This window comes from Micromonospora sagamiensis (assembly GCF_014680085.1).
Taxonomy (GTDB): domain Bacteria; phylum Actinomycetota; class Actinomycetes; order Mycobacteriales; family Micromonosporaceae; genus Micromonospora; species Micromonospora inyonensis.
In genome coordinates this window covers 4,837,662-4,862,449 of the sequence record NZ_AP023438.1, presented here as the reverse complement: position 1 = coordinate 4,862,449, position 24,788 = coordinate 4,837,662, and the positions used below count along the sequence as shown (strand labels likewise).

Below are 24,788 nucleotides of genomic sequence, written 5' to 3'. Positions count from 1 at the left end.
CTCAGACCGAGGCGAGGGGCGCGGTGTCACGCTCGGTGACCACGGCGAGGTCGAAGCTGGACGCGGCCACCACGGCGTTCTCGACCAGCAGGAAGGCGGGGAACCCGTTGACCCCGAACGCCTTCTGCACCGGCCCCTGGTCGGGCTCCACCACGACGGTCGCCACCTGCCGGAGCTGCTCGACGGTCTCGGCGGCCTCCTGCGGCGTGCCGGCGACCACGGCGAGGACGTTGTCGGCACCACCGGCCCGGGACGCCGCGTACTCCACGAAGCCGGGCAGTCGTTCCTTGCAGGGCTGGCATTGCGGCGAGAAGAAGCCGACCAGTGGCCGCTCGCCGAGTCCCACCAGGTCGACCGGCCGCTCGTCGACGCTCGTGGCGGTGAACTCGCCGATCCGCGCGTCGACCGGCAGCGCGACGGCCGCGCCGGCGACACCACCGCCGGCACCACCCCGGCTGCGCAGCTCCGCCAGCTCGGTGGTGTGCTCACGCAGCCGCCGGACGACGCCGATGGTGAACAGCAGGTTGACGGTGGCGAGCAGGCCGACGAGGACTGCGGCTGCGGCTAGGTACGCCATCGGGACATCTCCTTCGATAGGTCGGTGCGGGACATCGGCGTGAGAAGCGCGACGATGTCGTCCAGGACGGTGACGAGCAGGCCGGCCACCGCACCGGCGAGCAGCGCGAGGAGCGTGCCCGCCGGGACCGCGGGACCTGCCGGCCCGACGAGCCCGGCGAACGCCGCGAGGCAGAGCACCACGTTGCGGACCAGGTGACGGCGACCCAGCGGGGTGGCCGAGGCACCGAAGCAGCGGCACGGCTGCGCGGTGCCCCGGGCCAGGACCACCGCCACGCCGGCGGCCAGCACGGCGAGCAGCGCGGCAGCGGCGCCGAACCCGACCCGCCGGGTGGCCGGAATCAGGAGCAGCACCACGGCCACGGCCTCCGCCACGGCGAGTACGGCGGCGACCGGCTCCGCCCACCGGGGCGGGACCAGCCGCATCGCGGCCAGCGAGCCCGCGAGGACGCGCAGGGCCTGCCCGCTGCGCAGCTTGCTCGTCGCGGAGACGAGCAGCACCACCGCGAGCAGGCCCTGACACGCTGTTACCAGGTACGGCATTTAGCAGCCGTCGCCCACGTAGTAGCAGGAGGTGCACGGCTGGAGGTCGCAGCAGGTCTTCTTGTACAGCCGGATGCCCGAGCAGTAGCACGAGATCTCGTAGCACGTCTGGATCTGCGCGGCCTGCGCGGTCGCCCTGGGTGCCACGGCACCCACCAGGCCGTCAGCGAGTCGGGTGAGAGTACGGATCATGGAGTCCTCCTCGACGCCGGATGCCGGGTGCATCCCAGCGGATCAATGGAAACCCGGCTCCCATCGCCGGACCAGGACGTTCAGCCGGACATTCATTCGGACGTTTAAACTCATCGATTGATCGATACCTACGGGGGTGGTTCGAATCAACGCGAACGCGTTCGCTTTTCTGCTGCGACAACACCGGCTCCGCCGCCGGCTGACCCAGGAAGCGCTCGCCGAGCGGGCGGGGATCAGCGCCCGGTCGGTGGGCGAGATGGAGCGGGGCGGCGGGCGGGGCCCGCGCCCGGGCACCGTCGACCAGCTCGCTGCGGCGCTGGAGTTGACCGTTACCGATCACGATGCGTTCGTCGCGGCCGGTCAGGCGCTGTTCTGGGAGAGTCGCGCCGGGCGGCGGGAGCGCGCCGCGCCAGCCGACGAGGTCGAGGGCGCCGGTGCGACCGACCCGAACGTCCGGCCCGGGGCCACCGCGCCCGGAGTGCCCCGCCAGCTCCCGATCGACCTGCCGGACTTCGTCGGACGCGACGCCGAACTCGCCCGGCTCTGCGCCGCCGTCACCAGCGGCGTACCGGTGGTCGCGATCTCCGGCCCGCCCGGCGTGGGCAAGACCGCACTGGCGGTGCACGCCGCTCACCGGCACGCCCCGGCCTTCCCGGACGGACAGCTCTACGCGGGGCTGCGCGGCGCGGGCGGCGAACCCGCCGACCCGGCCGACGTGCTGGCCAACCTGCTCCGGGTGCTCGGAGTGGAGGGCTCGACAGTACCGGCCGGGGTCGACGCCCGGGCTGCGTTGCTACGGGCCCGGCTGGCCGGCCGTCGCGTGCTGCTGGTGCTCGACGACGCGGGCGGCCACCACCAGATCGAGCCGCTGCTCGCGGGCGGATCGACGTCGATGCTCGTGACCAGCCGACTGCCGCTGACCGGACTACCCGGGGTGGCCGCCGTCGACCTGCGTCCCCTGCCCGGTTCCGCCGCCGTCGAACTGCTCGGACGGGTCATCGGCGCAGAGCGGGTACGGTCCGAGCCGAGCGCCGCGACCGAGGTGGTCGCCGCGTGCGGAGGACTACCACTCGCGGTCCGGATCGCCGCGGCCCGACTCGCCGCCCGGCCCGGACTGACGGTCGGCGCGCTCGCCCAGCGACTCGCCGACGAACGGCACCGCCTCGACGAACTCCGCCATGGCGACCTGGCGATCCGTCCCGGGCTGCACCTGAGCTACCAGGGCCTGAGCAGCGCCGCCGGCCGGGCGTTCGCACTTCTCGGCGGGCTCGGTTTCGCGACCTTTCCGGAGTGGCCGGTGGCCGCCCTGCTCGGGGTCGACCCGGCGGCCGGTGCCACCGTGCTCGACGAGCTGCTCAACGCCCGCCTCCTCGACGAACTGGGAGCTGACCAGGCGGGGCAACCACGTTACCGGTTCCACGAGATCACCGCCCTCTACGCCCGGGAGCGGCGCGATGCCGAGGTCAGCCGACCGGAGTGGACGGCCGCACTGGCCAGACTCGCCGGCGCCTGGCTCGGCCTCGCCCGAGAGGCCCGCGACCGGCTGTGCTGCCGACGGCTGCACCTCGACGATCCGAGCATCGGGGCACGTACGGTCTGCACGGAGGCGACCCGGGTGACGGTCGAACACCCCATCCACTGGTTCGAGGCGGAGCGGGAGACGCTGGCCGTACTCGTGCTGGCGTGCGCCGAGAGCGGGCTCTCGGCGGCCGCCCGGGAACTCGCCGCCTGCGGCGCCGACTTCTACCAGCTACGTGGCTACTACGAAGACTGGCGCACGGTGACGCAGAGCGCGCTCGAGGTCTGCCGGCGGGTCGGCGACCGCCGAGGCGAGGCTGCCATGCTGCGCGGGTTGGGTAGCTGCCTGGTCGACCTCGACGACGCGGCGGCGGCGCTGGTCACCCTGCGCGCCGCCCGGGAACTCGCCGACGAGGTGGGTGACCGGGCGGGCGCGGCGATGGCACGCCGGGACATCGGTTTCGTACTCGGCCTGACCGGCCGACTCGACCAGGCGGAGCGGGAACTGCGTGCCGCCACGGACGAACTCGCCCGAGTGCGACGGCCCGCCACCCGGGCATTGGCGCTGACCAACCTCGGCTTCGTCCTGCGGCAGCTCGGACGCACCGCCGAGGCGGTGCGAACGATCCAGCTCGCCCAGGCCATCGCCCACTCCTGCGGAGACCCGTTCGTCCAGGCGTACGCCTCGCGTGGGCTCGCCGGAGCGCTGCTCGCCGCAGGTCGGGCAGTCCCCGCCGAGCAGCAGGCCCGGCGGGCGGCCGCGTTGTTCCAGCAGCTCGGGGACCCGATCGGCACGGCGCAGAGCCTCCGGGCGCTGGGCGAGGCGCTCGCCCAGTCCCCCGTCCGGCAGGCCGAGGCGGAACGGGTGCTGGGCACCGCGGCGGCGCTGTTCCGGGACCGGGGTCACGAGTGGGGAGTCGCCCTGACCGAGCTGAGCCTCGGCGAGGTCGAGCTACGTCGGGGCGCGGAGAGCGCCGTCGACCGACTGCACCGGACACTGCGCTACTGGACCGCCGAGCAGATACCCGCGTTACGGGCCCGTACCCTGGCTGCCCTCGCCCGGGCCGCCGAGCAGGACCGGCGGCTCGCGACGGCGGCGGGAGGCGGGCCGGGTGGTGCGGACGGACCGGCTTCCTCAACGGTGTGCGGCTCCCGCCCGCGCGGGTCAGGACGCTCCGGCGGCACAGGAGAGCCGCCGGCGTTCCCGACCAACTTCCCGGAACGGTGAGCTGCCGGCGAACGCCGGGAGTCGGCACGGCGTTCGCATGGCCGCTCCGGACCGGCCCGGTCAGTCCGCGCCGACCACCATGACGCTGGCCTCGTCGTCACCGAGAGCCGCGACGAGCCGTTCCAGCGTCGCCGGCCCCTCGTGATCGATGGCCAGGACGGGACGCAGCCGGTCCCCGCAGGGGTCGCCCTCGGGGCTCAGCGCGGCCCGGTGGCCGGGACCGGGCAGCAGCCCCACCTGGTCGGCCAGGGCCGCCGGGTCGATCACGATCTCGCGGCGCAGCACGGTGACCCGGCCGTCCGGGAGTTCCTCCGACGCCAGGCCCGTGACGATCCGGCGGAACTCCTCGTCGAGGTGCCGCACCGCTTCGGTGACCCGCTGCGCGGACGTCACCAGTCGGACCACGAGCCGGTCTCCGACGACCTCGGCCCGGGCCCACAGGTCTCCGGGGAGCAGGTAGAAAACCCCCTCCTCGCCCTCGTGACCGTAGTTGAACAGGGCACCGGCAAGCTGCTCGTCGACACCGCCCAGGATGTCGACACCGAGCACGATGTTCACCTCGTCCGGCCCGACCGCCGGCACGGCGGTGACCCACATCCGCACGGAGTCGTCACCGAACCGGGGCAGCGAAGGGCTCATGCGGGTGATCCAACCACAGCCGGGGAACCACACCCCGGTCCTCGAACCGGTCCGGCGTCCTGGTGTCGGACGGCCCCGCTACCCTGCCGCCCATGATCACACGCCCCACCGCCCGATGGATTGCCAAGGTCCGTGAGCAGCGCGACAGCATCGCGGCGGGAACGCTCGCCGAGGAGGACGCCTACGCCGTGCACCACTGGCCGGAGGCGTTCACCGCCGCCGCCGACACCGCCTTCGACCGGTACGAGGCGGAGGTCGCCGCACTGCGGGACCCGTCCGACGAGGAGGTCCTCGCCACCGTCGAGCGGGTCGTCACGGCGCTGAACGACATCGACGAGACGCACGGGGTGATCGAGACCGGCGAGCGGGAGGAACTCTGCGAGCACGTCGACCGGGTCCTGACCTCGGCGGGTGTCGACGTCGGCGCGCTCATGGCGCGTCAGGGACGGGACAGGTCCGAGCTGACCGACCGCTGGCGTGACTGGTGATCCCACCCGCCGGGTCGGCCGGCACCCCGCCGGGACCGCCCCGAGGCGCGTCGGCTAGGAACGTCGCATGCCCCGCTACCTGCTCTTTCCGGGCCGCCACCACCTGCTGACCCGGTTCCAGGCCGACTATCTCCGCCGGCTCGCCACCGACGGTGACACCGCCCCGACCGACGGCGTCGACGGGGCTGCCGACCAGGCGACCGGCGACGGTGGCGGGGCCACCGTGATCTGGGCGGTCACCTCGGCCAACCACGAGAACACCCGGCGCAACCCGGTCCCCTACCACCGACGGGAGGCGGCGATCGAGCGGTTCAGCGTGCTCACCGGGCTCCGCTCGGTGGTGGTGCCGGTCTTCGACACCGCCGCGACCGACCGGTTCGCCGAGGTGACCCTGAAGAACGTGGCGGCGGCGACCGGACGGGAGCTGACCCCGGCCGACACGGTGGTGGCCTGTTCCACACCGGAGGTGGCCGCGATGTACGAGCGGCTCGGCTTCGCCATCGCCGGGGTGGAGGCCGACGCCGAGCCGACCCCCGCCCGGCCCTGGGACGTGCTGCTGCGGCTGGCCGCCGGTGATCCGACCTGGCGGGAACTGGCCCACCCGGCGACCATCGACGTGTACCGCCGCTACCGGCTGGACGACCTGGTGCGGGCGGTGGTCAACGACCCGGTGGTCGGCGACGAGGGCGGGCTGACCGCCACCCGGGACTACCGGACGTACGCCGAGGCGTTCGCCGACGCCGCGCAGCGCAAGTGGTCGGCGGTCCGGGAACACGTACGGCCGGGACGGATCGTCGACGTCGGCTGCGGCGCGGGAGCCGTGCTGGAACTGGCCGACCGGGAACCGGCGCTGCGGGAGAGCGACCTGATCGGCGTCGAGGTGGCCCGGCACCTGTTCGAGGAGTGCGTGCACAAGAAGGCGCAGGGCTTCTTCACCAACCCGAACGTCTTCTTCTACCGCCGCAACGTGCTCGGCGGGGCGGTGTTCGCGCCGCGTTCGGTGGACACCACGCTGACCTTCGCGCTGACCCACGAGATCTGGTCGTACGGCGAACGGATGGCGTCGCTGCGCCGGTTCGTGCAGGCCATCTACGACCACACCGTACCCGGCGGGGTGTGGATCAACAGTGACGTGTGCGGGCCGGACGGCCGGGACCGGACGGTGCGGTTACGCCTGTTCACCGAGGACGGCACGAACCCGGCGCAGCCCCGGACCGACCTGGCGTCCCTCCCACCGGAGGAGGTGGCGGCGTACGTCGGAGGCCTGTCGACCCGGGCCCGGCTGGACCAGTTCGCCGTCGACTACCGGTTCCCGTTCACCTACCGTCCCGTGCCTGACGCGGCGGACACGGCCCCCGGCAGGACAGATGCGCGCCAGACGGACTCCGGGACGGCCCCGGCCGGGGCCGTCGTCGAGTTGACGCTCGGCGACGCGATGGACTTCCTCACCCGCAAGGACTACACCGACAACTGGCTGTCGGAGACCCGGGAGCAGTTCTGCGGCCTGGAGTACGCCGACTGGAAGGCGCTCCTCGCCGACGTCGGCTTCGAGGTCGACCCGGCCAGCGGCCCGAGCCGCAACGACTGGATCGTCACCAACCGTCTCGCCCCGGTCGCCTCGCTGTCCACCATCGACGGCCAGTCGCTGGACTGGCCGGTCACCCACGTCTTCCTGGTCGCCCGCCGCCCGGTCAACACCTGACGGGCGGTGGCAGGGGTCCCCTGCCAACGCCTTTTGTCGTGACGGCCCGCACGGACGTTGCCATGGTGCAACTACGATCCGGGGATGGTTCGCGGAAAGGCTCTGGGCGACGAGCAGCGGTTGCGCCGCATCGAGGCGGTGACCGATGCCACCCTGTCCCGCCTCGACGCCGCCGATCTCTTCGACGAACTGCTCGACCGGGTCCGCGAACTGCTCAAGGTCGACACCGCCGCCATCCTGCTGCTCGACACCCGCGCCCAGCAACTCGTGGCCACCGCGGCCAGAGGGCTGGAGGAGGAGATCCGGCAGGGCTTCCGCGTCTCGGTCGGCCGGGGGTTCGCCGGCCGGATCGCCCTCACCCGGCGACCGGTGGTCGTCGACCGCGTCGCCCCCGACACGGTCGTCAACCCGGTCCTGCTGCACACCGGTGTTCAGTCCCTGCTCGGCGTGCCGATCATCGAACGCGACGACCTCGTCGGCGTCCTGCACGTCGGCACCCTCACGCCACGTCGTTTCACCGCCGACGACATCCGCCTCCTCGAACTGGTCGCCGACCGCGTCCGGCTGGCCCTTCCCGCCCGCGAGAACAGCCTGGACCAGAACGCCGCGCTCGCGCTGCAACGCAGCCTGATCCCCACCGAACTGCCCGACGTACCCGGTCTCGAACTCGCCGGTCGGTACGTGCCGGGTCATGCCTCGGGCGTGGGCGGTGACTGGTACGACGTCTTCACACTCCCCTCGGGCTGGCTGGGCATGGTCGTGGGCGACGTGTCGGGTCACGGACTCCAGTCCGCGGTGGTGATGGGACGGGTCCGCAGCGCCCTGCGGGCGTACGCCCTGGTCTGCGACGACCCGGCCGAGGCGCTGACCCTGCTCGACCGGAAGGTGGTCCACTTCGAGGCCGGCAACCTGACCACCGCGCTCTACGCGATGATCTCCCCCGACGGTTCCGCCATGCACGTCTCCCTGGCCGGTCACCCCCGCCCGGTCCTGGCCGTACCGGGTCGGCCGAACACCGTACTCGAGGTGCACATCGACCCCCCGCTCGGCATCGGGCGCCTGCTGCCCAAACGGCACACCACCCGGGTCGACTTCCTGCCCGGCACGGTCCTGGTCTCCTACACCGACGGGCTGGTCGAGCGGCGCGGTGAGGTGTACGACGCCGGTGTCGCCCGGCTGATGGCCGCCATCCCGCTGGCCCCCGTCGAAACCGTGTGTGCGACCGTGATGGCGACCCTCGACGTCGAACACCCGACCGACGACATCGCCCTGCTGGCGGTGCGGAGACTCCCGGTCTAGGAAGCACGCGGCAAGACCGGCTGCGCGCCCCCGCCCCCGGCCGCCGGAGCTACCCGCCGCAGTTGTTGCTGGTCCGCCGGACCGTGTACTCGGTGTCGTCGTGGGTGATGCCGGACGGCACCCCGTCGAAGTGGGCTTCCACCTTCTCCCAGCCCCGCCGCTGCTCGTAGTGCAGGTGCGGGGCACCGGAGTTGCCGGTGCTGCCGACCTTGCCGATCTGCTCGCCCTGCTCGACCCGCTGACCGACCTCGACCATGGGCGGTTCGAGCAGGTGGAGGTACTGCGTCTCCCACCGGCCACCGTGGTCGATCTTCACCCAGTAACCGCCGCCCCGCCCGCGCGGACCCTCCGGGTCCTCCGGGGTACGGCCACCCACCGAGCCGTTGACGCCCGCCTCGGTGACCCGGCCGCCGTAGGACGCGAGCACCGGCCTCCCCCACGCCTCCCCCTCGATGGGGAACAGGTCGACGTCGTAGTCGTCGTGTCCGGGGTAGGTGCCGAGCTGCCAGGTCTCGCCGCACGCGACAGGAAGTTGGAACAGCGGACGCGGCCCCGGCGGCCGAACGAGCGGCACGACGACCACGGCGACGGCGACCAGGGCCGCCAACGCGCCGAGCGCCAGGACGACGAGGACGAGGCGGCTCCGGCGGGGACGGTGACTACGCGGTCGGGGCGGTTGGCCGGTCACCGCTCCGAGGATGCCAGACAGCGGCAAGACGCGCGGCCCGCACCAGGAGTGCACTCTCCGGTCGGTTCGGCCCTCCGCCCGATTCACCACTATTGGTGATCGGCCGGTGACGACTTCTACAGTGGATGGCCATGGTCCGACCGGGTGCTCTCGTACGACGAGAGGCGCTGTCTGCCTACCGGCAGGCGGGCTGCGGCGACGAGTTCGTGCGGTTCCTCACCCGGTGGATCGAAGGTGGCCTGGACACCATCGACTCCGCGGTCATCTCCGTGCCGGCCCAGTACTCCGCGTCGGTGGTGCTCCTCAGCGATTAACGATCCCCACGGATAAATCCGGGGCATTTTCCTCCGGGGCCAGGCCCTGGATTCCCAGCTCGGACCGCACCTGATCCACCGTCCCGGAAGGAGGCGATCAGATGTCTTACGTCGTCGGCACTGGCACGGTCGCGTTCGGCCGTGGCGAGGAGCGTCCTCGCGGCGTTTCGGTCGCGGCATGCGGTATAGCCGCATGCCGCGCACTCGAAGGTACGGATACCCAGTCCGAGGCGAAGATTGGCTCTCTCACCGCACTCGGAGCAGGTCATCGTAGTGTAGGCGGGCGGTACCAGCACCACCTTGCGGCCCGCCCGCGTACCACACTCGATCAGTTCTTTCTTACATGCGCCGATCGCCGCGTCGGCCGCTTTGCGGGCCATCGTGGTGCGGGCGAGGAGTTTCGGCTTGAAGTCCTCGACCGCGATCAGCGCGTGGTGGTCAGTGACGTTCTTGGCCCAGACGCGGGCGTCGTGGGTGTTCTGTCGGGCGGCCTTCTTCGCGACCCGGGCGGCCTGCCGCTTTGCGGTCTGGTAGCCCTTCGACGGGGCGTGTCCCTTGGGACGACGGCGGCGGGCCATCTCGCGCTGGGCCTTGGCCATCTCGGCGGCGCACCGGCGGCGATGGCCGAGGTGCGGCAGGTCGAACGCCGGGTCGGTCGTGGCGGCGGTGGTCTTGACGCCCCAGTCGACGCCGATACCCGGCGAGTCCGACTCGGGTGCGGTGGTGATCTCACGGCGGACCACGAACGAGGCGTACCAGTGGCCGAGGGTGTCCTGGTAGACGCGCACGCTGGTCGGCTCGGACGGCAGTTCCCGCGACCAGACGACCGGAACGGTCACCGTGCCCGGCAGGCACAGCCGGCCGTCTTTGATCCGGAAGCCGCGGGTGGTGTACTCCAGGGTCGGCAGCGAGTCCTTGAGTCGCTTGACCTTCGGTCGGCCCCGGCCCTTGACCTTGAACGAGTGGTCCAGGGCGGCACCATAGGTGCGCAGTGTCTGCTGCTGTGCGACCTGCGATCCCTCGCGCAGCCAGGCATGACGGCTGCGGGCCTCGGTCAGCAGCTTCGACAGCTTCCCGAACGTCGGCTTCAGGAGTTCCCGCACCTCAAGTCCCGGATGCCGACCCTTGGACCAACTCGTACTTCGTCGCCACGACCGGCGGCGCCACTGTGGAGGTGATCAAGAGGTATGTCGAGAACCAACGCAACGTGTGACCAGACGCCCATCCGCCTTGGCGACGAATGGGCTATCCCTGACCTGCTCCGCAGGAATTCCGTTTCCTCCCCACGGCTAAAGCCGGGGGATTCCACGGAAGACACCCGATGACCACGGAACCGGACCAGGTGGTTCGTTGCGGGCACACGGGAGAGTTCCGGGACGTCGCGGTCCGCCCACTCAGGCCAGGAGGGCCGCTCGCATCTCCGCGCCCGGATTGAACCCGCCGACCACCCGGCTGCCGGCCGGGTCGAGGACGTCGACGGTGTTGTTGCGGCGCATCAGCTCCCGGACCGGGGGCGGCAGCGGAGGCGGATCACCCATGGCCGCGCGGATGTCCCGGGCGGCCATGATCAGCCGGTACGCCAGGGTCGCCGCCTCGGTGTCCACCCGCACCCGGCCGTACTCCCAGCCGACGATGGTGAGGTCGAGCACCTCGAACAGGTGGGTCAGCACCGGTTTCGGATCGGTCGTCTCCACGTACCGGGATGCCCCGCTGCCGACGACCGTGACCGCCGCCGCCACCTGCACGTACGGATGGAAGCCGGACGGCAGCTCGAACAGGGACCACCGCAGCGCCGGCGCGGCCTCCCTCCACAACGGCCGGTAGTTCCGGCGGTCGACGATCAGCCGACGACCGGTGCGCCGGTGCAGTTCGTAGGCCTGGGCGAGGAGGTCCGTGTGGGCGTCCTCGGCGAACTCGTGCAGGACCCGGGCCGCCACGGACAGACCGTCGTCGCCGTCCAGCAGTCGCGTGATCGCGTCGACCTGCTCGGAGACCCGGACCTGCACCCGAGCGCCGAACCGGTGCCGGACGTCCTGGAGCAGTGCTTCCTGTCGGCCCGGATCGTGCTGGACCTGCTTCTTACCCAGCATTTGCTGGAGCCACCGCATGTCGCCTCGTCTCAGCAGCCGCCTCAGAAAGGGGCAATGCTAGCCGAGATCCCGGCCGGGTCCGACGCGGCGCGCGTGCTGACTGGTGCGGCTCGTCAACGAGTGGAACGACAAGGTCGCGGAGGTAGGGAGGCTGCAGTTGGGAGAGGTACGGCTCTCAATCGGGCGTGCCGAACTGCAGCCAGACACGGACTCGCTCGGTGACCTTGTCGCGTCCTCCGAGGGCGTCGTGGACCTCGGAGGTGAACGCGGCTCGGTCCTGCATGGAGGGCAGTCGGTCGGCCGACATGGCGGAGAAGACGCCACCGACCATGTCGTCAACGGTGAGCGGTGCGTCGTACTGCACCAACGACTCCGCGTATCGGTAGCCGGCACGAACGAGAGCATCCTGGTTGCGCCAGCGTCCGGCCTCGTCGGTCTGGCAGGTCGCCGTGACGGGGTGCCCGAGCAGCCGTTCCAGGCACCCGCGCAGTGCCGCAGACCACTCGGCGTCCTGCAACCACAGCGGCGCGCCGTTGGTGACCACGGCGACGCCGCCGCCGGGACGCAGCAGCGGCCGGGCAGCCCGGAACAGTGTGTCGCGGTCCATGAAATGGATGGCGACAGCGACGGTCAGCGCCCCGATCGTTCGTTCGCCGAGTAGCCGGCCCAGCGCGGGCAGATCGCTGTCGGCACCGAGCAGCCACGTAGCGTTGACTCTCGCGGCGTTGAGGGCGGCCTGGCGGGCCATGGCCAGCATGTCCGGCGACGGGTCCACGCCGATGACGGCCCCCGCCCGGGCGGCGAGTGGGAGGCTCAGCTGACCGGTGCCGCAGCCGAGGTCGACCACCGTGTCCGCGGCGCCGAGGCCGAACGCTCCGACGAGGGCGTCGAGCACCTCGGGCGGGTAGCCACGCCGGTGCCTCGCGTAGTACGTAGCCACCTCGCCACTGAAGTCCGTTCCCATTCCGACAGCCTGCCCGCAACAGTCGGCGGGAGGCGAGCCATTCTGCTCAGGGCATCGTCAACCTGTTGACGGGATACCAAGGAAGGAGCCGGCCGGGTCGCCTGGCCGGTTCCTTACCCGCCAGGTCAGGCGTCGGTGACGGTGAGCAGGAGCGGACCGCCGGGCACCGGCAGCCCCTCCGGCCCGTACGTCGTGCGCAGCCCACTGCCGCCGTAGAGCACGAACCCTGGATGGCCCGCCCGGATCACTGGCCGTAAGTGTCAGATGCCACTGGGCGTCCCGCCATCGCTACCGTATGCGGCGTCGTGCGAAAGACTCGTGTTCCCTCCGCCGCCCTTACCACGGAGAGTGCCGCGTTGGGTTCGACGCCGGTCCTGCGCGATCTGGCGGGTAGCAACCCGCGCGGCCCGCATCACTTCCGCCCGGTCCTGCGGCAGAGCCGCACGCCTGCGACGACGCAACAGCAGGCCGGCGGCGGCAAGCCCACCCACCAAACCGACAGCGAGCAGTCCCCATGCCGCCGTAGCACCACTCATACATCGACGCTAAGAGCTATCGAGGGCGATCGGCATCCGGCGTACAGGTCGACTCGTCCGTCGCCCACCGACTCGGGGCCTTGATCATGGCTCTGAACTGGTACGGCGTGCCAGGAATCCGACCTGGTGTTCACCACCCGCTACGGCACCCCGATCGAGCCGCGCAACTCCCAGCGTTCCTGGCAGACCCGATGCGACCGGGCCGGCATACGGCCGATCACCGTCCACGGTGCACCTGCGGTCACGCTCCTCGCCGACCTGGACGTCCACCCACGGGTCGCCATGCGGATCCTGCGGCACGCCCGGTTCTCCGTGACGATGGAGATCTACACCCAGGTCTCGTCCACCGCGACCCGCGACGCCCTGAAACGGCTCAGCGATTCCCTCAGCCACTGACGTATTGCTGTATTCAACTGCTGCATGGGTAGCAGAAAGGCCACTTCCCTCGATGGGAAGTGGCCTTTGACCTACGTGGGCGATACTGGGATCGAACCAGTGACCTCTTCGGTGTGAACGAAGCGCTCTCCCGCTGAGCTAATCGCCCTCAGCGCGCATGACTGTACCTGATCGGGTCCGGACTCCGCGAATCCGGGGTCAGTTCGTCGCGAGGTAGTGCAGCAACCGGGCGACGACGTCGATACCGAGGCCCACCTTGAGGGAGAGCCAGACGACCCCGCCGACGAAGAGCAGGCCCACCGTGCCGAGGGCCAGGCGCACCGGCAGCGACCGACTGGTGACCCATCTGGTCCAGCGTTGCACGTGCCGGCGGGTGAACCCGAGCAGTCGCCTGGCCCAGTGGAACTCGACCGCCCAGATGCCGAGCCCGGCGATCACCAGCAGCCAGCCGGGGCCGGGCAGCGGGATGAGCACCACGCCGACGGCGACCACCAGGGCCCCGGCCACGGAGATGAAGACCTTGAGCGCGATGCGGCCGGTGGGATTGGCCCGGATCAGGTCCAGGGTCGTCCGCAGACGCCGCCAGCGGACCCGCCGCTCGGCGGTCCGCACACCCCCCGCGCCGTTGGCACCGTGGTCGCGCGGCCGGTCACGGCCACGCCCGTTCTCCGGCACCCCGTACCCCCGCTTTCCGGTCTTTCCGGTCACCGGACCCGGCAACCGACGCCCGGTCGCAGCCTCCATTGAGGAATGCTCCGCGACCATCTCACCCCCAGTGTCGTCCCGGCCCGTCACTCCTACCGACGACTGGACGTTACCGGAGTAAGTCGACGACTGAACCACCCGATGCCGGGCGGGATCCAAGTTCTGGGCAGAACCGGAAATCGTACATGAATTTTCACATTCTAACGCCGTTTCCGACCCTCTTCCCACCACTGGGTGAAGTCAGCGTATGGCGGAGCGTAGCCATGAGGAGCGCCTGAGTATGGAAAAGCGGAACACGCGCGTTCCGCAGCGGTGCCGGGGGGAGAACGTCCATGAGTGTCATCCGACCGACGACCGTAGAGGTCGAGACGTCGCTAAGGCTCGTCGCACCTGACGCCACCGCCTTGCCGGTGCGCGCCAGTCTGCGTTACGACCCTGCTGACCCGTATGCGGTCCATGTCCTGTTCCATGCCGAATCTGCCGGCGGCGAGGCGGTGAGCTGGTCGTTCGCCCGTGAACTGCTGGTCACCGGGCTCGACGAGCCGGCCGGCATCGGCGACGTCCGGGTGTGGCCCTGGGCCACCCCACGCGGCGACTTCGTCGCGCTGGCGCTGTCGTCACCCGACGGCAACGCCCTGTTCGAGGTGCCGCGCAGCGTACTGGTGCGCTTCCTGCGCCGCACCTACGTCGTCGTCCCACGCGGCCGGGAGGCCGAGCACCTGGACGTCGACACGGCGGTGAACCGGTTGCTGGCCGGTCGCTGACCGACGCCCGGCGGGGCCGCGCGGATCTGCCGAGTCCGCGCGCGCCCTGCCACCGACCACCGGGGTACGCCACGACGTTCCGGTCACGCGCTCAGCCGTGCGTCGTGATGCCCCCGTCGACCGGGATGACCGCGCCGGTCAGGTACGCCCCGGCGCGGGAGGCCAGGTAGATCGCGGTCCCGGCCATGTCCTCGGGCCGACCGATGCGGCCCAGCGGCACCTGCTGCTCGATGCCGGCCCGGGTGGCCGGGTCGTCCAGCGCGAACGCCATCATCCTGCTCTCGAACGGGCCGGGCGCGATCGCGTTGACCGTGACGTGCTCACCGGCGAGCTGGTGGGCGAGGCTGCGGGTCAGCATGTGCACGGCCGCCTTGGTGGCCGAGTACGCGTACACCTCCATCAGCGGCACCCGGATGCCGTCCACCGACCCGATGTTGATGACGCGGGCCGGGTCGTCGGCGCTGGCCGCCGCGCGCAGCACGGGCAACAGCGCGGTGGTGAGCCGGAACACCGCCTTGACGTTGACCGCCCAGAGCTTGTCGAAGGCGCTCTCCGGGTACGCCTGAAGCGGCGCGCCCCAGGTGGCCCCGGCGTTGTTCACCAGCACGTCGAGGCGGGAGGTGCGTTCCCGGACAGCGGCGGCGAGCGCCTCCGCGCCGGTGTCGGTGCCCAGGTCGGCCGGAATCGCCGTGCACCGCCCCTCTGCGGACAGCTCGGCGGCGACGCGCTCGCAGACCTCCGCCTTGCGGGACGAGATGATCACCTCGGCACCGGCCTGGACGAAGCCCCGGGCGATCATCAACCCGATGCCCCGGGAACCTCCGGTGACCAGGACCGTCTTGCCTTCGACCGAGAACAGATCCGTCATGTCCATCCCATCGCGAGTCGGCGGGTCCGCCCGCGTCCGGCAGACCGGGCGCTACCGACCGGTAGCCTAACCGCCCCGACCCCTGCCGGGCGGCGGCCGATCCCCTACGTCCCCTGCGTCGACATGCGGGAGACGGTGCGGAGGGCTACCGTCGCTGGTGATGGTCTCTTCCGGTCAACTCGCCCCGGCTGCGGACGCCGCTCCCGCGCCGGCCGCGACCGGGATCCAGGCCATCACCCTGGGTGATCTCAATACCGACCCGGCGTGGCGGCGACCGGTTCTGATCGGGTCGGACCACCTGATTCTGGTCACCGGCGGTCACGGCACCCTGGAAGTCGACTTCCGCCCGTTCCCCTGTCGGCCGGGCACCATGTTCCGGGTCCGTCCCGGGCAGGCGGTGCGTCGCACCGACGCGCTGGACGCGGTGGTGGTGCGGTGGAGCCCCGGTGCCCTGCACGGTCTGGACGTCGACCCGGACGCCGTACCGACCCACACCCAGCTCGGCGGTGAGGACGAGGAGGCGGTACTCAACGAGGTCAGCCAGCTCGTCGTGGACTGCCGCCGGCACCGGGGCTCAGGCGGCGAGAGCCTGCTGCGGCACCAGCTCGCCGTCCTGCTGCTGCGCCTGACGCTGACCGCCGCCCCGGCCGCCGGGACGGAGCCGCGCACGTTCCGGCGGCTCTGCCGCGAGGTCGAGCACCACTACCGGTACACCCGCCGGGTCGAGGACTACGCCGACCGGCTGGGCTGCTCGGTGCGTACCCTGACCCGGGCCTGCCTGGCGATGACCGGGCGCAGCGCCAAGCAGGTCATCGACGAACGGGTGGCGTTGCAGGCCCGCCGACTGCTCGCGGCGACCGACGAGCCGATCGCCCGGATCGGCCGGTATCTCGGCTTCCCGGAGCCGACGAACTTCGGTCGCTTCTTCAGCCGCGAGGTCGGCCTGAGTCCGGGTGCCTTCCGGGCGACCGGCGGGCGGGTCGCCGTTCCGGCCCGGATCGCCCGCCCCCGGCCACCGCATTGGACCGACCGGGCATGATGGCATCGTGCAAATCTCGGCACGCGGCGACTACGCGATCCGGGCGGCGCTGAGCCTGGCCGCCGCGTACCCCTCGCTGCTCTCCACCCAGTCCATCGCCGCGGAGCAGGACATGCCGCGCAAGTTCCTCGAAGCCGTCCTGGCGGACCTGCGCCGGGCCGGCATCGTCCGGGCCCAGCGTGGGGCCGAGGGCGGTTACACCCTGGCCCGGCCCCCACGGGAGATCGCCGTGGGGGCGATCCTGCGGGCGGTGGACGGACCGTTGGCCGGCGTCCGGGGGATGCGTCCGGAGGAGACGGAGTACCTGGGCGCGGCGGAGAACCTGCCCCGTCTCTGGGTGGCCGTCCGGGCCGCCGTCCGGCAGGTCGTCGACGAGGTGAGCCTGGCCGACCTGTCCACCGGCAGACTGCCGGCGCACGTGCGGCGGCTGACCGCCCGGCCGGGGGCCTGGGAGCCGCGCTGACGGCACCGGGCGACCGGTGACCGCTCCGCCGTCGGCCCCGGCGGCACTCCCCCGTGGGACGATCACGGGTTTCGTGAAACGGCCTTCCGGGCATGTTCGACACCGAACACGGACGGCTGGTCATGAAGGGAGGCCCCGACATGGGCCTGATGTTCCGCAAGCGGAAGAAGTACGGTCCCCTGGTCCTCAACTTCACCGAGAACGGTTTCTCCTCGTGGACCGTCCGGCTCGGCCGGTGGTCCTGGAACTCCAAGGCCCGGGCGCACCGGGTCGACCTGCCGGGCCCGCTCTCCTGGAAGCAGGACAAGTCCCGGTCCCGGGCGTAGCACCCGACGTGCAGGGGGGTGCCGGTGAACCACCGGCACCCCCCTGGCTGAGCGCCATCAGTGGGCGCCCGTGTCGCCGGGTGCCGGTTGGACGATCACGTCCCCGGCGAGCCGGCCGTCGGCCGGGGACCGGGTCACCGTGCCCGCGTCGAGCAGGACGGTCAGTGCCCGGAGCGCGTCGACGGCCCGGTACGGGGTCCCGGTGAGCACATGCCGGCGCAGCTCGGTGACCGTACGCGGACCACAGCGGTCCAGTTCGGCGCGGAGCAGGTCGGAAAGAGCGCTCGGGTCGGGCTCGGCGTCGAGGTCGCGCGGGGTGCCGTCGACGTCCCGGTGGCGCAGTCCGGCCGCCGCGCCGGCCCGCCAGATCGCGTCCTTGAACGCCTCGAGGTTGCGGTCGGAGTTGGTGCCGAGGGCGAACAGCCACGGCGGCGCGTCCCCGACGGGGACCGTCTCCACCTCGGCGACCAGCGGGAACCGGGACACGGCGGCGCGGGCCGTCCCGGCTTCGACGGCACCGCCGGCCCTGCCGGTTCCGGTGGCGAGGAGCAGGTCGGCCGGACGGCCACCGGTGGCGGCGGCGAGCAGGCCCCGACCGGCCGGGGTGTCGAGCACCTGTCCCGCCGGGTCGGCCAGGACGGTGAGCAGCGGCGTCCCGGCCGCGCCGGCTGCCTTGAGCACCACCGGCAGCCGGTCGGGGGTTCCGGGTACGGGGTGCACGGTCACCTCGGCGGGGAGCCCCGCCGCCAGGGGGGCGAGTCGGGCGGGCAGTCCGGGGTCCTCGGCGAGCACCACGACCGTGAGCCGCTGCCCGCGTACCCGGTCGGCGGCGGTGGCCACCGCCCGTAGGACGGTCTCGGCGCTGTCGCCCGGCGGCCCCGCGTACACCAGCGCGAGGGTGACCCGGCGGGAGCGGCGCAGCGCCCCGGTCAACCAGGTGTCGAGGAGACGGGCGACCAGCCCGCCCAGGACGGCGTCGGTCGGGTCGGCGGGCATCCTGCCGTTCTACCAGACGGGTTCGCCGGTCGGCCGGACGGGCAGGGCGGCGGGGAGTGGGCGGTTCGTGGACGGACCCGACCCGGTCGGACTCCGGTGGTACGGCTCGCGTCAGGCCGGGACGGAGACGCCGACCCCGCCCCGGGTCTGCCCGCCGTAACGCTGCCGCTCGCGGGCCAGGTCGAGCCGGCCGATCCGGGTACGCGCGGCGAGCGCCGCGTCGTCGAGCCGGTCGGCGGGAACCAGCCAGACGATCTCGAATTCCAGGCCGTCCGGGTCCCGGCCGTAGAGGCTCTTGGTGGTGCCGTGGTCGGACGTGCCGACCAGCGCGCCGGCAGCGGTGAGCCGCTCGGCGGTGACGGCCAGCTCGTCGAGGGTGTCGACCTCCCAGGCCAGGTGGTAGAGGCCGACGGTACGGCGGCCCGCCTCGGACGGGCCGGCGGCCGCGCCGATCTCGAAGAGGCCGAGGTCGTGGTCGTTGGTCGAGCCGGGCGCCTGGAGGAAGGCGGCGCCGGTGAACCCGTCCGGGGTCATCGGCACCCGCCGGAAGCCGAGCACGTCGCGGTAGAAGGCGACGCTGCGCTCGACGTCGCGGACGAAGAGGACGGCGTGGTTGAGGCGGTGGATTCCCATGTCGACCACGGTACCGCCATTTTGTTGAGCGTTCAACTATCTGCCGTATGATGGGCGTCATGACCCGCTGGTTGGACCCCGACGAGCAGCGCACCTGGCGGGCTTTCCTGGCCGCCTCCCGGACGCTGATGGAGACGCTCGACCGTGAGCTGCAACGCGACGCGGGCATGCCGCACGCGTACTACGAGATCCTGGTCCGGCTCTCCGAGGCTCCCGGGCGCGAGCTGCGGATGACCGACCTGGCCCTGGCCAGCGGCTCCTCGCGCAGCCGGTTGTCGCACGCGGTGGCCCGGCTCGAGGCGGCCGGCTGGGTGCGCCGCCGGGACTGCCCCACCGACCGGCGGGGCCAGCTCGCCGTCCTCACCGACGCCGGTTTCGCCGCGCTCGCCGCCGCCGCGCCCGGTCACGTCGAGGGGGTACGCCGGCACCTGTTCGACGCGCTGAGCCCGGCGCAGGTCGACCAGCTGCGCCGGATCAGCGAGTCCCTCGTGGACCATCTGGGCGGCGATCGACCACTATCCTGACCAAACTGCCACCTGACGGGTCTTGTACATACCGTCGCGGAATGCGCACGATGAGGCGTGTCCTCCCCCTTCGGTGAACTGACCGGCCAGGCGCACCAGCTCGTGGCCGCCGGCGACCTCTCCGGTGCCCAGGAGCTGCTCGCCGACGCGCTGGCCGACGCGGACCCGCGCCCGGCGAACGCCTCACCCGAGCTGGCCGAGGCCGCCGGCCTCCAGGCCCGGGTGCTGGTCACCCTCGGCGAACCGCACTCGGCGCGCGGCTGGGCGGCGTTCGCGTACGCCGCGCTGACCCGGCTCCACGGATCGTCCGACCAGCGGACCATCGCCGCCGCCGCGACCCTCGCCGCGGTGCTGCACCGGGTCGGCAGCTACGCCCGCGCCGCCCGGCTGTACCAGGAAGTGATCATCGAGCTGACCGCACTCGACGGCCCCGAGTCGCTGCGGGTGCTCGCCGCGCACGCCGACCTGGCCACCGTCGAGTACGCCCGGGGCGAGTGCACGGTCGCCCGGGAGCGCCTCCAGGACGCCTGGGAGCTGCACCGCGAGGTGTACGGCGACGGGCACGTCAGCGGGATCAAGATGCTGGCCCGGCTCGGCGCGATGCAGCGCGACTGCGGTCTCTTCGCCGACGCGCACGACAACCTGGCCCTGGCCCGGGAGCTGTGCCGCCAGCACCTGGGCCCGGACGACCCGCTCGCCGCCCAGGTCGCCGGCCTGGCCCGGGCCGCCGCCAACCCGGACCACACCTGCGACCACGTCGACGACGCCGAGCCGACGGCCCACCCGCAGGACGCCGGGCACGGGGCGGTTCCCCGTCCCCGCGTACCGGAGGAGCCGGTCGACCGCTCCGACGCGACCGGCGACGCGTACCCGGCGGAGCCGGACGGGTTCCGCACCCACCCCGGTGGCCAGCCCGAGGGGTGGACGGCCGGCAGCGGGTACCGGCCCGACGCCGACGACCGCTCGTACGCGCACGACCAGCGGTTCACCGGCACCGGCCGGTACGGCGACGACCCGGACGGCGACGACTGGTGGCCCCCGGAGGGGGCGGTGAACCGTCCCGACGAGCCGACCGGTACCCCTGGTCCGGCCGGGCCGCCGCTTCCGCCGTCCGTGGTCGGTCTCACCGGCGGACCGCATCCGGAGGAGTCGCCGGGCGTGCACCGGGTCGCCCACCTGCCGGTGCGGGTCGGCTCGCGGCTGCCGGTGCACGTGCCCCGCCCGCCGGCCGATCCGTCCCGCCGGCTCGCGCCGCTGATCGTCGCCGGGGTGGTCGTGGTGCTGCTCGGCACGGGAGCGGTGATCGCCGGGGTGGCGCGGGTCGACGAGCCGGCGGGGCAGCCGCCACCCGCCCCCGGCACTGCGGCGGCCACGAGCGCGACGCCCGGCGGCACCGCGAAACCGGCCAGCGGGGCACCCGGCGCCCCACCCAGCGGGGTCACCCTGCGCGACAACCGGGACACCGTCACGTTGAACTGGACCTACCCGGCGGGGGCGGAGGGGCCGGTGGTGGTCTCCGGTGGCCGGGTGGGGCAGGATCCACGTGCCTTCCAGGAGCTGCCCGCCGGCTCGACCAACTACATCGTCTACGGGCTGGACCGGGGCACCGACTACTGCTTCACGGTGGCGGTCGTCCACTCGGCGGACACCGTCGGCCGGGCGAAGCCGGTCTGCACGAAGCGGGGCTGACCGGGACGGGCCGGCCGGGCGGTCCTCCGCGCCCGCCGGTGAGGTCGGTCCCGGCCGGTCAGGTCTCCGCGTCCGGCAGGGCCGGCAGGTGCAACGAGACACGCAGTCCCGGCCCCGCGTCGGACAGCCGCACCGTGCCGCCGTGCAGCCGGACGAGTTCCCGGACGATGGCCAGCCCCAGGCCCGCGCCTCCGGCGTCCCGGTCCCGGGCGTCGTCCAGCCGGGTGAACCGGTCGAAGACCCGTTCCCGGTCGGCGGCCGGAATGCCCGGCCCGTCGTCGGTCACGGTGACCAGGTGGGTGCCGGCTCCGGGGTCGCCCGTCACCTCGATCACGACCGCGCTCCGGCAGTGGCGGACCGCGTTGTCGATGAGGTTCGTCAGGACGCGGTGCAGTTCGTCCGCGTCGCCGACCGTCCACCGGGGTCCGGACGCCGGCAGGACGCGTACCGGAGGGGACGGGAAGCGGGCGGCGACGGCCCGGACCAGTTCGACCAGCTCGACCGGTCCGGTGGCCCGCCGCCCGCGCACCGCCCCGCGACCCGGGGCTCCGGGCCCGGCGGCGGTGCCCGCGCCCACCGTCCCGGCGGCGGTGTTCCCGGCCTCGTCCAGGCGGGCCAGCAGCAGCAGGTCGTCGACGAGACGGCTGAGCCGTTCGGTGTCCGCGAGCAGGTCCCGGGACACCGCCGGCCAGTCGGTCCGCTCCCCCAGCCGCCCGGCCACCTCCAGTTCGGTACGCATGTTCGTCAGCGGGCTGCGCAACTCGTGGGCGGCGTCGGCGAGGAACGCCCGTTGCCGGGCCCGGGCCGCCTCCAACCGGGCCAGCATGTCGTTCAGGGTGACCGCCAACCGGTGGATCTCGTCGCGGGACGCCGGCACCGGCAGCCGCCCGCCACCGGCCCGGCCGGTGATCTCCTCGGCACCGCTGCGCAGCGCCTCGACCGGGCGCAGGGTGGCCCCGACCACCCGCCAGGCCACCCCGCCGAGGATCGCCACCAGCAACGGGAAGCTCACCAGCAGGACGAACCGGACCACCTCGGCGCTCTGCGTCACGTCCGCCATCGACTTGCCGACCAGGACGGTCAACGGCTCGGACGGCGTACCGGCCGGCACGCTGACCACCCGTACCCGGCCGGGAAGCCCCAGCCGTTCCCCCCGGACGAAGGTGCGGTCCCGGGCGGAGTGGTCGATCCGGTCCACCGGCAGCATCGGCACCAGCCGGTCGGCGTCGATCGAGGCGGCCCGGACCCGCCCCTGCCGGTCGACCACCTGGACGCGCACCTGACCGGCGGCCACCGGCAGCGGATCGGGCAGGGCGTTCTCGGCGGCCAGCAGCGCCACCGCGTCGGCGGTACGGAACGCCTCGTCGTCGACGCTGCGTTGCAGGACGTGGCCGAGCGCGCCGAGCAGCGCCAACCCGCCCACCGCCAGCCCGACGGCCAGCCCGAGGACGCTGACCAGGGTCAGTCGACCGCGCAGTCCGACGGTGGGCGGACGGCGCGTCCCGCGGCCACCCACCCGGGTCGCCCCGACCGGCCCCGAGTCCTGGTCCCGCTCCGACGGTCGGGTCATGGCGTGAGGCGGTAGCCGGCGCCCCGGACCGTCTCCAGGTGGTGCCGGCCGATCTTGCGGCGGAGGTAGCCGACGTACACCTCCACCGCGTTCGGCGCGGTCTCCAGGCTGGCGTCCCAGACGTGGTCGAGCAGTTCGGTCTTGGAGACCACCTCGCCGGGGCGGCGCATCAGGTAGTCCAGCAGGGCGAACTCGCGGGCGGTCAGGGCGACCTCGACGTCGCCCCGGGTCACCCGCCGACCGGCCGGATCGAGGCTCAGCTCGCCGACGGTCAGCACGGCGGGACGTTGCGGCGCACCCCGACGCAGCAGAGCCCGCAGCCGGGCCAGCAGCACCACGTACGAGAAGGGCTTGGTCAGGTAGTCGTCGGCCCCGCAGTCCAGCCCGTCGGCCTGGTCGTACTCGCCGTCCTTGGCCGAGAGCATGAGCACCGGCAGCCAGTGCTCCTCGGCGCGGAGCCGACGCACCAGCTCGTAGCCGGAGAGCCCGGGGAGCATCACGTCGAGGATCATCGCGTCGTACCCACCGTGCCGGGCGGCCTCCAGCCCGGCCGGACCGGTGGTCGCCACGTCGACCGCGAAGCCCTCCGCCTGGAGCCCCCGTTGCAGGGTCCCGGCGAGCCGGGTCTCGTCCTCCACCACCAGCAGTCGCACGGGTCAAGGGTGCCACCGCCGCGCCGCCCGCCGGTTCGTTCTCCTCAGCACCTTCACAGCATCCGTCGGGCAGGATGGCGGAAGGAGGTGCACATGTCTGTTCTGACAAGCCGTCCGGCGTTGCGCTGGGTCGTGCCGACGGCCGCGACGGTCGTCCTGCTCGGAGGTGGCGCGGCGATCGGCCAGTTCGCCGCCGAGGCCGAGCCGAGCCTGCCACCGAGGAGCGCCGCCCAGCTCCTGGTCGACCTTCAGACGTCCCGGCTGGAGGGGCTCTCCGGCACCGTGGTGCAGCGCGCCGACCTCGGCCTGCCGCCACTGGTCGCCAAGGTCGCGGAGCGCCGCGAGGACCTGACCGCCCTGGTCGCCGGTACGCACACCATGCGGGTCTGGTACTCCGGCCCGGACAAGGCGCGGATCGCGTTCAAGGACACCATGGGCGAGCGGGACGTGATCCGCAACGGCACCGACCTGTGGGTCTGGAACAGCAGGAAGAACGAGGCGTACCACCGGACGCTGCCGGCCGACGCCGGGCATCGGGCCGGTGCCGACCAGGAGCTGCCGGTCACGCCGGCCGAGGCCGCCGACCGGGCACTGGCCGCGATCGACCCGAGCACCGAGGTCAGCGTCGGCCGGTCCGCAACCGTGGCCGGGCGGGACGCCTACGAGCTGGTGCTCAAGCCGCGGGACACCGCCTCCCTGGTCGACCAGGTGCGGATCGCGCTGGACGCGAAGGAGCACGTGCCGCTGCGCTTCGAGCTCTTCGCCGACGCGGGGGACGCACCGGCGATCGAGGTGGCCTTCACCCAGGTCGACTTCAGCCGCCCGGCCGCCGACCAGTTCACCTTCAACCCGCCGCCGGGCGTGAAGGTGAACGAGGAGAAGTCCCCCGCACGTCCGGCGCGGCCGGAGCGGAGCGCGCCGGGGAAGGCGGGCGACGCGAAGGACCGGGACGCCACCGTGGTCGGTGAGGGCTGGGCCGCCGTGCTGGTCGCCCGGACCGGCACCGGGGCGGACCGGCCGGCGGGGAAGGACGCCCCCGCCAGCCAGCCGGAGAAGGCGGACGCCGCCGGGCTGGACCTGCTCAACCAGCTGCCGAAGGTCAGCGGGGCCTGGGGCAGCGGTCGGCTCTTCTCCGGGACGATCTTCAGCGTGCTGCTGACCGACGACGGGCGGGTGCTCGCCGGCCTGGTCACGCCGGAGCGGCTCTACGAGGTCGCCCGCGGCTGACCCGTCCGAACGACCATGACTCGCGTCACCGGAACCCGTTCCGGTGACGCGAGTTCTTTCCCGGGACTTGGTCGGCACCGCCCGGACACGCTATCTTTCTCAGTTCAGACACAAAAAGAACGACCATTAAAAATGGTCGTTCAGCATTATCTTAGCGA

General features: G+C 72.6%; 27 protein-coding genes, 1 tRNA gene and 2 pseudogenes. 14 read left to right on the top strand and 16 right to left on the bottom strand.

Annotation, left to right across the window (positions count from 1 at the left end; genetic code table 11):
• Position 1: 1 nt before the first annotated feature.
• Genes IGA62_RS21480 through IGA62_RS21470 form a run of 3 tightly spaced genes read right to left on the bottom strand, consistent with a single transcriptional unit; the run spans position 2 to position 1,311 of the window.
• A complete protein-coding gene (locus IGA62_RS21480) occupies positions 2–577 on the bottom strand; it encodes a TlpA disulfide reductase family protein (protein WP_145819130.1) in 576 nt (191 codons plus the stop codon).
• Positions 565–1,119 carry a MauE/DoxX family redox-associated membrane protein gene (locus IGA62_RS21475; RefSeq protein WP_145819131.1) on the bottom strand — a complete coding sequence of 185 codons (555 nt, stop codon included), beginning with the start codon at positions 1,117–1,119 and terminating at the stop codon, positions 565–567. Before IGA62_RS21475 ends, IGA62_RS21480 begins: the two co-directional genes overlap by 13 nt.
• Positions 1,120–1,311 (bottom strand): hypothetical protein, encoded by a 192-nt coding sequence (locus IGA62_RS21470; protein ID WP_145819132.1) that lies wholly within the window; start codon positions 1,309–1,311, stop codon positions 1,120–1,122.
• A 136-nt stretch (positions 1,312–1,447) separates the two neighbouring features.
• On the opposite strand from IGA62_RS21470, the gene IGA62_RS21465 reads away from it, so the two are divergent.
• Positions 1,448–4,057, top strand: a complete 2,610-nt coding sequence (locus tag IGA62_RS21465; protein ID WP_145819133.1) for a tetratricopeptide repeat protein — start codon at positions 1,448–1,450, stop codon at positions 4,055–4,057.
• A gap of 60 nt (positions 4,058–4,117) precedes the next feature.
• On the opposite strand, the gene IGA62_RS21460 is transcribed toward IGA62_RS21465, so the two are convergent.
• Positions 4,118–4,696: a hypothetical protein gene (locus tag IGA62_RS21460; RefSeq protein ID WP_145819134.1), complete on the bottom strand. Its 579-nt coding sequence runs from the start codon at positions 4,694–4,696 to the stop codon at positions 4,118–4,120.
• A 92-nt stretch (positions 4,697–4,788) separates the two neighbouring features.
• Here IGA62_RS21460 and IGA62_RS21455 point away from each other — a divergent pair, with 92 nt between their 5' ends.
• The 3 genes from IGA62_RS21455 to IGA62_RS21445 all read left to right on the top strand — a co-directional run bounded on the left by IGA62_RS21455 (position 4,789) and on the right by IGA62_RS21445 (position 8,185).
• A complete protein-coding gene (locus IGA62_RS21455) occupies positions 4,789–5,184 on the top strand; it encodes a hypothetical protein (protein WP_145819135.1) in 396 nt (131 codons plus the stop codon).
• 67 nt (positions 5,185–5,251) lie between these two features.
• Positions 5,252–6,886, top strand: a complete 1,635-nt coding sequence (locus IGA62_RS21450; protein ID WP_145819136.1) for a class I SAM-dependent methyltransferase — start codon at positions 5,252–5,254, stop codon at positions 6,884–6,886.
• An 84-nt stretch (positions 6,887–6,970) separates the two neighbouring features.
• Entirely contained in the window at positions 6,971–8,185 is a 1,215-nt protein-coding gene (locus tag IGA62_RS21445; protein WP_145819137.1) for a PP2C family protein-serine/threonine phosphatase, read from the top strand.
• Positions 8,186–8,234: 49 nt separating this feature from the next.
• On the opposite strand, the gene IGA62_RS21440 is transcribed toward IGA62_RS21445, so the two are convergent.
• On the bottom strand, positions 8,235–8,873 hold the full coding sequence (locus tag IGA62_RS21440; protein WP_232624728.1) for a M23 family metallopeptidase: 639 nt from the start codon (positions 8,871–8,873) through the stop codon (positions 8,235–8,237).
• Between the two features lie 131 nt (positions 8,874–9,004).
• Between IGA62_RS21440 and IGA62_RS21435 the strand changes: the two genes are divergently transcribed.
• Positions 9,005–9,187: a hypothetical protein gene (locus IGA62_RS21435; protein WP_145819138.1), complete on the top strand. Its 183-nt coding sequence runs from the start codon at positions 9,005–9,007 to the stop codon at positions 9,185–9,187.
• Here the strand turns inward: IGA62_RS21435 and IGA62_RS21430 are convergent.
• Positions 9,184–10,290, bottom strand: coding sequence for an RNA-guided endonuclease InsQ/TnpB family protein (locus IGA62_RS21430; protein ID WP_232624727.1), 1,107 nt, complete (start codon positions 10,288–10,290; stop codon positions 9,184–9,186). The genes IGA62_RS21435 and IGA62_RS21430 overlap by 4 nt on opposite strands.
• Here IGA62_RS21430 and IGA62_RS21425 point away from each other — a divergent pair.
• Positions 10,276–10,400: pseudogene (locus IGA62_RS21425) on the top strand (IS200/IS605 family transposase); the annotation flags it as partial. The gene IGA62_RS21430 and the pseudogene IGA62_RS21425 sit on opposite strands and share 15 nt — an antisense overlap.
• Before the next feature lie 181 nt (positions 10,401–10,581).
• On the opposite strand, the gene IGA62_RS21420 reads toward IGA62_RS21425, so the two are convergent.
• From IGA62_RS21420 to IGA62_RS30630, 3 genes are all read right to left on the bottom strand, one after another.
• Complete coding sequence (locus tag IGA62_RS21420) at positions 10,582–11,277, bottom strand: hypothetical protein (protein WP_332838450.1); 696 nt, start codon at positions 11,275–11,277, stop codon at positions 10,582–10,584.
• Between the two features lie 175 nt (positions 11,278–11,452).
• Positions 11,453–12,241, bottom strand: coding sequence for a class I SAM-dependent methyltransferase (locus IGA62_RS21415; protein WP_145819140.1), 789 nt, complete (start codon positions 12,239–12,241; stop codon positions 11,453–11,455).
• A gap of 125 nt (positions 12,242–12,366) precedes the next feature.
• On the bottom strand, positions 12,367–12,489 hold the full coding sequence (locus IGA62_RS30630; protein ID WP_269780455.1) for a hypothetical protein: 123 nt from the start codon (positions 12,487–12,489) through the stop codon (positions 12,367–12,369).
• A 402-nt stretch (positions 12,490–12,891) separates the two neighbouring features.
• Between IGA62_RS30630 and IGA62_RS21410 the strand changes: the two are divergent.
• Positions 12,892–13,173 (top strand): annotated as a pseudogene (locus tag IGA62_RS21410) (site-specific integrase); the annotation flags it as partial.
• A 76-nt stretch (positions 13,174–13,249) separates the two neighbouring features.
• Here the strand turns inward: IGA62_RS21410 and IGA62_RS21405 are convergent.
• Positions 13,250–13,321 (bottom strand) — tRNA-Val (locus IGA62_RS21405).
• Between the two features lie 50 nt (positions 13,322–13,371).
• Positions 13,372–13,917, bottom strand: coding sequence for a TIGR02611 family protein (locus tag IGA62_RS21400; protein WP_145819143.1), 546 nt, complete (start codon positions 13,915–13,917; stop codon positions 13,372–13,374).
• A 293-nt stretch (positions 13,918–14,210) separates the two neighbouring features.
• On the opposite strand from IGA62_RS21400, the gene IGA62_RS21395 reads away from it, so the two are divergent.
• Positions 14,211–14,642 carry an SsgA family sporulation/cell division regulator gene (locus tag IGA62_RS21395; protein ID WP_007457244.1) on the top strand — a complete coding sequence of 144 codons (432 nt, stop codon included), beginning with the start codon at positions 14,211–14,213 and terminating at the stop codon, positions 14,640–14,642.
• A 91-nt stretch (positions 14,643–14,733) separates the two neighbouring features.
• Here IGA62_RS21395 and IGA62_RS21390 read toward each other — a convergent pair whose 3' ends face one another.
• Positions 14,734–15,510 carry an SDR family oxidoreductase gene (locus IGA62_RS21390; RefSeq protein ID WP_145819144.1) on the bottom strand — a complete coding sequence of 259 codons (777 nt, stop codon included), beginning with the start codon at positions 15,508–15,510 and terminating at the stop codon, positions 14,734–14,736.
• 160 nt (positions 15,511–15,670) lie between these two features.
• Here IGA62_RS21390 and IGA62_RS21385 point away from each other — a divergent pair, with 160 nt between their 5' ends.
• The 3 genes from IGA62_RS21385 to IGA62_RS21375 all read left to right on the top strand — a co-directional run bounded on the left by IGA62_RS21385 (position 15,671) and on the right by IGA62_RS21375 (position 17,338).
• On the top strand, positions 15,671–16,549 hold the full coding sequence (locus tag IGA62_RS21385) for a helix-turn-helix transcriptional regulator (RefSeq protein WP_145819145.1): 879 nt from the start codon (positions 15,671–15,673) through the stop codon (positions 16,547–16,549).
• A gap of 7 nt (positions 16,550–16,556) precedes the next feature.
• Complete coding sequence (locus IGA62_RS21380; protein ID WP_145819146.1) at positions 16,557–17,012, top strand: RrF2 family transcriptional regulator; 456 nt, start codon at positions 16,557–16,559, stop codon at positions 17,010–17,012.
• Positions 17,013–17,152: 140 nt separating this feature from the next.
• Entirely contained in the window at positions 17,153–17,338 is a 186-nt protein-coding gene (locus tag IGA62_RS21375) for a DUF4236 domain-containing protein (protein ID WP_088985195.1), read from the top strand.
• Between the two features lie 57 nt (positions 17,339–17,395).
• On the opposite strand, the gene IGA62_RS21370 is transcribed toward IGA62_RS21375, so the two are convergent.
• Positions 17,396–18,334, bottom strand: coding sequence for a hypothetical protein (locus IGA62_RS21370; protein WP_145819147.1), 939 nt, complete (start codon positions 18,332–18,334; stop codon positions 17,396–17,398).
• A gap of 111 nt (positions 18,335–18,445) precedes the next feature.
• Positions 18,446–18,967, bottom strand: a complete 522-nt coding sequence (locus IGA62_RS21365; RefSeq protein WP_145819148.1) for a VOC family protein — start codon at positions 18,965–18,967, stop codon at positions 18,446–18,448.
• Positions 18,968–19,017: 50 nt separating this feature from the next.
• Here IGA62_RS21365 and IGA62_RS21360 point away from each other — a divergent pair, with 50 nt between their 5' ends.
• Together IGA62_RS21360 and IGA62_RS21355 are read left to right on the top strand one after the other, a co-directional pair.
• Positions 19,018–19,491, top strand: a complete 474-nt coding sequence (locus IGA62_RS21360) for a MarR family winged helix-turn-helix transcriptional regulator (protein ID WP_145822090.1) — start codon at positions 19,018–19,020, stop codon at positions 19,489–19,491.
• A 57-nt stretch (positions 19,492–19,548) separates the two neighbouring features.
• Positions 19,549–21,180, top strand: a complete 1,632-nt coding sequence (locus IGA62_RS21355) for a tetratricopeptide repeat protein (protein WP_145819149.1) — start codon at positions 19,549–19,551, stop codon at positions 21,178–21,180.
• Positions 21,181–21,238: 58 nt separating this feature from the next.
• On the opposite strand, the gene IGA62_RS21350 is transcribed toward IGA62_RS21355, so the two are convergent.
• Together IGA62_RS21350 and IGA62_RS21345 are read right to left on the bottom strand one after the other, a co-directional pair.
• Entirely contained in the window at positions 21,239–22,750 is a 1,512-nt protein-coding gene (locus IGA62_RS21350; RefSeq protein ID WP_190289193.1) for a sensor histidine kinase, read from the bottom strand.
• Complete coding sequence (locus IGA62_RS21345) at positions 22,747–23,403, bottom strand: response regulator transcription factor (protein WP_145819150.1); 657 nt, start codon at positions 23,401–23,403, stop codon at positions 22,747–22,749. Before IGA62_RS21345 ends, IGA62_RS21350 begins: the two co-directional genes overlap by 4 nt.
• 93 nt (positions 23,404–23,496) lie before the next feature.
• Here IGA62_RS21345 and IGA62_RS21340 point away from each other — a divergent pair, with 93 nt between their 5' ends.
• Entirely contained in the window at positions 23,497–24,630 is a 1,134-nt protein-coding gene (locus IGA62_RS21340; RefSeq protein ID WP_145819151.1) for a LolA family protein, read from the top strand.
• The last annotated feature ends 158 nt before the right edge of the window (positions 24,631–24,788 follow it).

Excerpts from the sequence above, each read along its gene's own strand:
- IGA62_RS21420 (WP_332838450.1), bottom strand. The coding sequence starts at position 11,277 with ATGCTGGGTAAGAAGCAGGTCCAGCACGATCCGGGCCGACAGGAAGCA.
- IGA62_RS21435 (WP_145819138.1), top strand. The coding sequence starts at position 9,005 with ATGGTCCGACCGGGTGCTCTCGTACGACGAGAGGCGCTGTCTGCCTAC.
- IGA62_RS21365 (WP_145819148.1), bottom strand. The coding sequence starts at position 18,967 with ATGGGAATCCACCGCCTCAACCACGCCGTCCTCTTCGTCCGCGACGTC.
- IGA62_RS21455 (WP_145819135.1), top strand. The coding sequence starts at position 4,789 with ATGATCACACGCCCCACCGCCCGATGGATTGCCAAGGTCCGTGAGCAG.
- IGA62_RS21375 (WP_088985195.1), top strand. The coding sequence starts at position 17,153 with ATGGGCCTGATGTTCCGCAAGCGGAAGAAGTACGGTCCCCTGGTCCTC.
- IGA62_RS21400 (WP_145819143.1), bottom strand. The coding sequence starts at position 13,917 with ATGGAGGCTGCGACCGGGCGTCGGTTGCCGGGTCCGGTGACCGGAAAG.
- IGA62_RS21390 (WP_145819144.1), bottom strand. The coding sequence starts at position 15,510 with ATGACGGATCTGTTCTCGGTCGAAGGCAAGACGGTCCTGGTCACCGGA.
- IGA62_RS21470 (WP_145819132.1), bottom strand. The coding sequence starts at position 1,311 with ATGATCCGTACTCTCACCCGACTCGCTGACGGCCTGGTGGGTGCCGTG.
- IGA62_RS21460 (WP_145819134.1), bottom strand. The coding sequence starts at position 4,696 with ATGAGCCCTTCGCTGCCCCGGTTCGGTGACGACTCCGTGCGGATGTGG.
- IGA62_RS21370 (WP_145819147.1), bottom strand. The coding sequence starts at position 18,334 with ATGCCCGCCGACCCGACCGACGCCGTCCTGGGCGGGCTGGTCGCCCGT.
- IGA62_RS21480 (WP_145819130.1), bottom strand. The coding sequence starts at position 577 with ATGGCGTACCTAGCCGCAGCCGCAGTCCTCGTCGGCCTGCTCGCCACC.
- IGA62_RS21415 (WP_145819140.1), bottom strand. The coding sequence starts at position 12,241 with ATGGGAACGGACTTCAGTGGCGAGGTGGCTACGTACTACGCGAGGCAC.
- IGA62_RS21445 (WP_145819137.1), top strand. The coding sequence starts at position 6,971 with ATGGTTCGCGGAAAGGCTCTGGGCGACGAGCAGCGGTTGCGCCGCATC.
- IGA62_RS21360 (WP_145822090.1), top strand. The coding sequence starts at position 19,018 with ATGGGCGTCATGACCCGCTGGTTGGACCCCGACGAGCAGCGCACCTGG.
- IGA62_RS21385 (WP_145819145.1), top strand. The coding sequence starts at position 15,671 with ATGGTCTCTTCCGGTCAACTCGCCCCGGCTGCGGACGCCGCTCCCGCG.
- IGA62_RS21395 (WP_007457244.1), top strand. The coding sequence starts at position 14,211 with ATGAGTGTCATCCGACCGACGACCGTAGAGGTCGAGACGTCGCTAAGG.
- IGA62_RS21340 (WP_145819151.1), top strand. The coding sequence starts at position 23,497 with ATGTCTGTTCTGACAAGCCGTCCGGCGTTGCGCTGGGTCGTGCCGACG.
- IGA62_RS21475 (WP_145819131.1), bottom strand. The coding sequence starts at position 1,119 with ATGCCGTACCTGGTAACAGCGTGTCAGGGCCTGCTCGCGGTGGTGCTG.
- IGA62_RS21450 (WP_145819136.1), top strand. The coding sequence starts at position 5,252 with ATGCCCCGCTACCTGCTCTTTCCGGGCCGCCACCACCTGCTGACCCGG.
- IGA62_RS21350 (WP_190289193.1), bottom strand. The coding sequence starts at position 22,750 with ATGACCCGACCGTCGGAGCGGGACCAGGACTCGGGGCCGGTCGGGGCG.